This window comes from Aeromonas rivuli, assembly GCF_000820045.1.
GTDB classification, from domain to species: domain Bacteria; phylum Pseudomonadota; class Gammaproteobacteria; order Enterobacterales; family Aeromonadaceae; genus Aeromonas; species Aeromonas rivuli.
Genome location: NZ_CDBJ01000091.1, coordinates 21,999 through 27,998, shown reverse-complemented (window position 1 = coordinate 27,998; position 6,000 = coordinate 21,999). Strand labels below are relative to the sequence as shown.

The 6,000-nt window shown below is 51.6% G+C and carries 5 protein-coding genes and 2 pseudogenes; 4 read left to right on the top strand and 3 right to left on the bottom strand.

Annotated elements, in window-relative coordinates:
- Window positions 1-266 precede the first annotated feature (266 nt).
- A pseudogene (locus tag BN1130_RS19465) lies at window positions 267-647 on the bottom strand (IS630 family transposase); the annotation flags it as partial.
- 79 nt (window positions 648-726) lie between these two features.
- Between BN1130_RS19465 and tnpA the strand changes: the two are divergent.
- From tnpA to BN1130_RS21950, 4 genes and pseudogenes are all read left to right on the top strand, one after another.
- Window positions 727-1,128, top strand: a complete 402-nt coding sequence (gene tnpA, locus BN1130_RS19460; protein ID WP_042044082.1) for an IS66-like element accessory protein TnpA — start codon at window positions 727-729, stop codon at window positions 1,126-1,128.
- Window positions 1,125-1,406, top strand: a complete 282-nt coding sequence (tnpB, locus tag BN1130_RS19455; RefSeq protein WP_042044081.1) for an IS66 family insertion sequence element accessory protein TnpB — start codon at window positions 1,125-1,127, stop codon at window positions 1,404-1,406. The genes tnpA and tnpB overlap by 4 nt, the downstream gene beginning before the upstream one ends.
- Window positions 1,396-1,854, top strand: a pseudogene (locus BN1130_RS19450) (IS66 family transposase); the annotation flags it as partial. The gene tnpB and the pseudogene BN1130_RS19450, both read left to right, overlap by 11 nt.
- 132 nt (window positions 1,855-1,986) lie before the next feature.
- Window positions 1,987-2,121, top strand: coding sequence for an ogr/Delta-like zinc finger family protein (locus BN1130_RS21950; RefSeq protein ID WP_370736621.1), 135 nt, complete (start codon window positions 1,987-1,989; stop codon window positions 2,119-2,121).
- Window positions 2,122-2,312: 191 nt separating this feature from the next.
- Here the strand turns inward: BN1130_RS21950 and BN1130_RS21945 are convergent, their stop codons facing one another.
- Window positions 2,313-4,424, bottom strand: a complete 2,112-nt coding sequence (locus BN1130_RS21945) for an Ig-like domain-containing protein (protein ID WP_084218268.1) — start codon at window positions 4,422-4,424, stop codon at window positions 2,313-2,315.
- Window positions 4,421-5,470: an OmpA family protein gene (locus BN1130_RS19445; RefSeq protein WP_042044079.1), complete on the bottom strand. Its 1,050-nt coding sequence runs from the start codon at window positions 5,468-5,470 to the stop codon at window positions 4,421-4,423. Before BN1130_RS19445 ends, BN1130_RS21945 begins: the two co-directional genes overlap by 4 nt.
- Between the last annotated feature and the right edge of the window lie 530 nt (window positions 5,471-6,000).

The following is a 6,000-nucleotide window of genomic DNA, read 5'->3' as shown; positions in this document are numbered from 1 at the left end:
ACATCAACACAATGACGGGATCGCGCCAGCAAAAGCCGAGGATCGGCCTAACCAAGTGTCCGGATTTAGTTGACCACTACACAGCCTTGCTTCTCTTAACGAAGTGCTGATAAACGAAAATCGGATTTTAAAAGCTAAGCAGAATGATTCCAGAGTAGTTGGTCTCAGTTCATGAGATGAGATAATGCTTAGTATTCCACGAACCTAGAAGATTGGAGCAACACGATGCCGACCCACTGCTCCCTAAATAACTGATCCTAATAGTGCTACACCTTCGCTGTGCCATAGCCATTCCCGGGGAAAGGAGACACGGTATCCATGAAGTGTTTCACTCGGGCCAGCAGGTTGGCCATTCCTCTGCATTGATGATTGCGCGTGATGGTTTCATGTAACTTGTGCCACAGCCGTTCTATGTGATTGACCCAAGGGCTGTAAACTGGCTGGAACATCAAGCAAAACTTGGGGTTCTTCTTCAACCATCGCTCGGTCTGTTTGCTTTTGTGAATGCTGTAGTTATCGAGGATCAGCGTGATGGTTTTGGCTCGTCGGTAGTGGTGGCGCAGCTTTTCCAGCATGGCGATAAACAGCGATGAGTTTTTCTTTATCCCGCTGACGTAAAGCACTCTTCCGTTGCCTGCATGAAGGTAAGCGTCAGGCCAGTACCGTCTGGTGAATCGTGGCAGTTGTGGACAAAGTAGTTCCCACTAAAAAGTAGTGAGAACCAAAATGGTGTACACCAACAGCCGTACCAATGGCAGCCGTAAAGGCAGAGCCAATTACTCACGAGAATTCAAACAGCGACTTGTCGAGGCCGCCAACCAGCCCGGCGTCTCCGTCTCAAAACTCGCACAGGAGCACGGGGTCAATGCCAACCTCTTGTTCAAATGGCGACGTGATGCCAAAGCTGAAGCCCCTGCGTTATATCCCATCGAACTGGTGTTGCCCCCTTCATCCACGGAGAGCCTCTTGCCTCCGCCCCCACAGCCCGAAACGCTCACGCCAGATACAGCCTCTGAACCGACACCATCCGGCACCATCGAAATACGACTGGGTCGTGCAATGGTCGTCATCGATGGCACTGTCGACACTAATGCATTACGAATGATCCTGGAGACTCTGCGCGTATGATCAATCCTCCTGCTGGCACCCGGATCTGGATCGTGGCCGGTATCACCGACATGAGAAACGGCTTCAATGGGTTAGCATCGAAAGTGCAAATGACGTTGAAGGATGATCCCATGTCGGGGCATGTCTTTATCTTCAGGGGGCGCAACGGGAGTCAAGTTAAGCTCCTCTGGTCTACCGGTGATGGTCTGTGTTTGCTGACAAAAAGGCTGGAGCGGGGTCGGTTCGCCTGGCCATCGGCTCGGGATGGCAAAGTCTTTTTGACGCCAGCACAGCTTTGAAGCAGAACTGCGCGGCATGTCAGCAGAACACCGGCTGGCAGAACGAGAACGGCGGGCAAAGCCCTTACTGGAAGAGCTGGAGATCTGGTTACGGGATAGGATGCAATCGCTCTCGCGTCACTCCGAGTTGGCCAAGGCCTTCGCCTATGCCTTGAATCAGTGGTCAGCACTGACGTACTACACCGAAAACGGTTGGGTAGAGGTGGACAACAACATCGCGGAGAATGCGCTACGGCTAGTGAGCTTGGGGCGAAAAAACTTCCTGTTTTTTGGCTCTGATCATGGAGGTGAACGGGGAGCCTTGTTGTACAGCTTGCTCGGCACCTGCCGGTTGAACGGGATGGATCCGGAGCATTACCTGCGGCATGTGCTGAATGTGATCGCAGACTGGCCGGTGAACCGGGTCAGTGAACTGCTGCCATGGCGTGTTGCTCTACCTGCTGAATAACCTGTCGCCCCTGTCAATACGGCCTTCGCTGGACGCTTACGTATAGAAACACAGCCATGCGTTATAATTGGGCTGTTTTTGTAGACACGGCGGGGGATGGAATGCGAGTGAAATGTCGGGAGTGTGGGGCGCATGACCAAGACGCATTGGCTTAGCCGTGAGACGTCAGACTTGTATTGTCAGTGCACAGATGCCGAGTGCGGCTGCAGCTGGGTGGCTACACGCCGAAACAGCGTCTGGCACAGGCCGCATGACCTCTACTTTTGAATGCCCCTAAAAATGGGGGGATTACCCTGCAACGCAGCTTGCCTTAAGTTTAATCAACTCACTGAGCCCGGACGGACGGCAGCTCCTGCAACAGGAGCTCAACTTGGGACAGTAAAAAGGGGCGCATTAATGCGCCCCACCACCATCTAATAAAATACTGTTTTTGTTAAAACTGTGAAGTACATGGTGATTTATTGACAAGCATAGGCTAGGACGCTCCAAGCGTCCCTAGACCAACTATTTGTTTCCGCCCAAAATGCCCATCGATCTACTGCTGGGTTGGTGGTGCCAGGATAAGGCGTTGATGTAAATATGTAATTGGTTGTCCAAGGTTCGTAAATAAACATGTTCCCCCAGACGCTATAAATTCCACTTATAAAGTCCTTGCTTGCAACGACACCACCTGCTGACTGACAATCTACAGTTGCATTGTAATAGCCATTTTTTTCAGTTGATATTTTTTTAACCCAGTAACTAGGTTGTATCTTTACTGATATAGTCTGTTGCGCCTCGTCTGTGCCACTGATATCAGAGACGCCAAATGAATTTATTGTAATGATATTGCCATTTAAAGTTATGAATGGTGATGTTGTCGACCAGTCGATACTCCCAACGGCATCAGGCACAATAATCTTTATTTTTGCACCTTCCCAGACGTAAAGTGGGTCTTTGCTCCATGTCCATGAAATACTATTCCCATTCCCTCCATTACGGTCTACAGGTTCTAAGGTATATGCTAAGTTACTCGGTGGTAAAGGTAAGACTGTTAATTGGGCTACACCATTAAACTGAGTGCCATTGGCAAAGCCTGATGCTTTTATTGTCACATCGCCCTCAACAAGGCCTGTAGCAATGCCGTTGCTGTTCGATTGGTTACTGCTAACAGTAGCTTTGGTAGGATCATTGCTACTCCAACCGAGGGCTGCATTATTAGTGACATCTAGAGTGCTACCGTCGGACAATTCTGCCTTAGCGGTGAAATTTTGCGTTGACCCAATAGAAACAGATGCTGTAGACGGAGTAACCTTAAGAGCTGTGACGACTGCACTGGTTACTTCTAGCTGAGCCGTTTCGCTAAACGAAGTGCCATTTGTGGTGCCAGATGCCGTGATAGTAACGGTGCCTGAAGTGATACCTCTAGCATGCCCTTTTTTGGCTCTATTGTTCTCGATGGTGGCTATCTCTGCATTATCACTTGTCCAATTAAGGGCTGAATTGCGGGTCACATCCCGATATGTGCCATCAGACAAGGCTGCAACGGCAGTAAAGGCCTGCGTAAATCCCGCCGGTATAGAGGCTGATATTGGGGTGACCTGCAGGGCGGTGATGACAGCGTTGGTCACCTCCAGCTGAGCGGTGGCACTAAACGGTGTATCATTGACTGTGCCGGATGCGGTGATAGTGGTAGTGCCGGGGGTAACGCCAGTCGCCACGCCGTTGCCGCTAGGCTGCTTATTGACGATAGTGGCTATACCACTACCGCTGCTGGTCCAGCTCAGTGCTGCATTGTCGGTCACGTTCAGAGTTGAGCCATCGGACAAAGTGGCGATGGCCATAAACGGCTGCTCCAATCCAACCGGTACTGAGGCGGTTGCGGGGGTAACCCGAAGAGCAGTGACTGTTGCGTTAGTTACCTCTAGCTGAGCGGTTGCGCTAAATTGTATACCATTGGTGGTGCCGGCAGCAGTGATGGTAACAGTGCCTGGGGCAACGCCGGTGGCATGTCCTTTCTTCCCTTTGGAGGAATCAATCGTTGCGACAGTTGCATCACTGCTACTCCAGGCCAGCGCACTTTGGCGAGTAACATCTAATGCACTGCCATCAGAAAAAGTGGCGATAGCAGTAAATGCTTGCTCAAAACCGACAGGGACTGTGGCTGTTGCCGGGGTAACCTGCAGGGCGGTTACCACTGCGTTGGTGACAGTCAATGTGACCTTACGCTCAAATGGCACATTATTAGCAGTGCCAGATGCGGTGATGATGACCTCGCCAGGAGCAAGCCCAGTGGCCAAGCCGGTATTATTAATGGTCGCGATAGACGAATCACTGGTGCTCCAGCGCACGACCGGATTCGACGTGACATCCATCACCGAGCCATCATCCAGAGCGGCCAGGGCAAGATACTGCTGCTCAAAGCCAACAGGAACGGTCGCCGTTGCCGGGGTCACTTGCAGTGACACGATAGCCGGGACAGTTTCACCGCCATCGCCGCCACCTTGAGAAGGTAGACCACTCCCCTCACCACCACAGGCTGTCAGCACCATGGCAAACAGCGAAAGAAAACATAACTTAATCAGCTTCATTTGTCGGTTCCTTCTGTGGCCACTGATTGCTTGGCGCTGAATGCCGGTGACGTCAGGGTCACACGACGATTTTGCGCACGTCCTGCATCGGTGCGGTTGTCGGCGATGGGCATGGTTTCACCCTTGGCATCCAGGGTCAGTCGTGATGCCGCAATGCCTTTGTCGACAAAGTAGTTGTTCACGGACACAGCCCGGCGCTCGGACAGCTTCTGGTTATAGGCCTGTGAGCCACGGCTATCGGTATGAGCCTGAATGGTCAGCAGCGCTTGCCGGTAGTCTTGCAGTCGTGTGAGAGCCGGTTGCAGTGCATCCACCATGGCAGGTGTCAGGGTGGCTGAGTTGAACTCGAACAGTACACCGCCAGCGACTTCACTTAACTGCAAGGTCATGGCTTCAACCTTCTCTGGTTCTACTTGTGCAGCAACAGGTGCCACAACAACCGGCGCTGCCGCTTTGGAGCCAAAATGATAGGCTACGCCAGCACTGAGCATGTTGATGCTGCTACCCCCGGTTGCACTGCCACCAACATTATGGAACCACTGGTATTCCACGCGGGCAGAGAGGTTATCGGTCATGGCCATTTCCAGACCGGCGCCCAGCATAGGGGACCAACCATTGTCACTGGCAGAATGCTGGTAGCCGACTTCTTCACCGGTCACATCGGTCCACCAGGCCAGCGTCCCGACTTTGGCAAACAGTGAGGTGCTTTCATTTAAATCCCAATAGGGTTTGGCCCCGAGCTCAATACCTTGCACCTTGCCGGTGTAGGGGGCGGTGACATCACTGTGGCCCAGCGCAGGGTAATCAGCTTTCATGCTGCCGAAGTAGTTGTAGCCCGCTTCCAGTGCCAGCCAGTCGTTAAGCTCATATCCGGCAAATATGCCTGCGCCCAATGCATCGTTATCGCAGGTCAGACGTTGGCTTTCACAGGCGTTGTGACCATGTACCCAACCGGCCTTGGCGCCGACATAGATATCATTGGCCAGCAGTGGAAATGGCAGCGTCAGCAGCAGAGCCGATGCGCCCGCGATTGTTTTGATACCCATCAATAAATCCTCTCGTTTTTTGTTCGTTATCCATTCCGGTCAGGAATGTGCCACAGCAAACACCTTCACCAATATGTTGCTTTTAACATAAGCGTACGTGTAAACGTGCGATTCTCTCCCATAAAGCTGAATGGTAGTTGAATCATCAATCAAATATTAATGCTGAATGCATTGATATGTTAAGGTTAATGGGGTAATCCCCCCATTTTTAGGGGGGATTACCGTATGCCCTGACGTTCCACCACTATGTGTCGTTTACTGCCCAGCTTGCTTCTTGCATATTCCGGCCGATCATGAACACCAATTCCGATTCAACGTGAACACCATTTCCGGACCAATGTGAACGCTCATTCCGGTTCAACATGAACACTTCGCCCCTCCTTTCCGGAAACAGTGTTCAACATCCCGGAATCACTGTTCACATTCACCGGAATCATCCTTAACGCATTGATTTAAAAACCTTTGATACGCTCTCCCTTTTGCCAGGGAAGAGCCTATGTCTGCCAAGAGGATTGCAATGCGTAAAATTC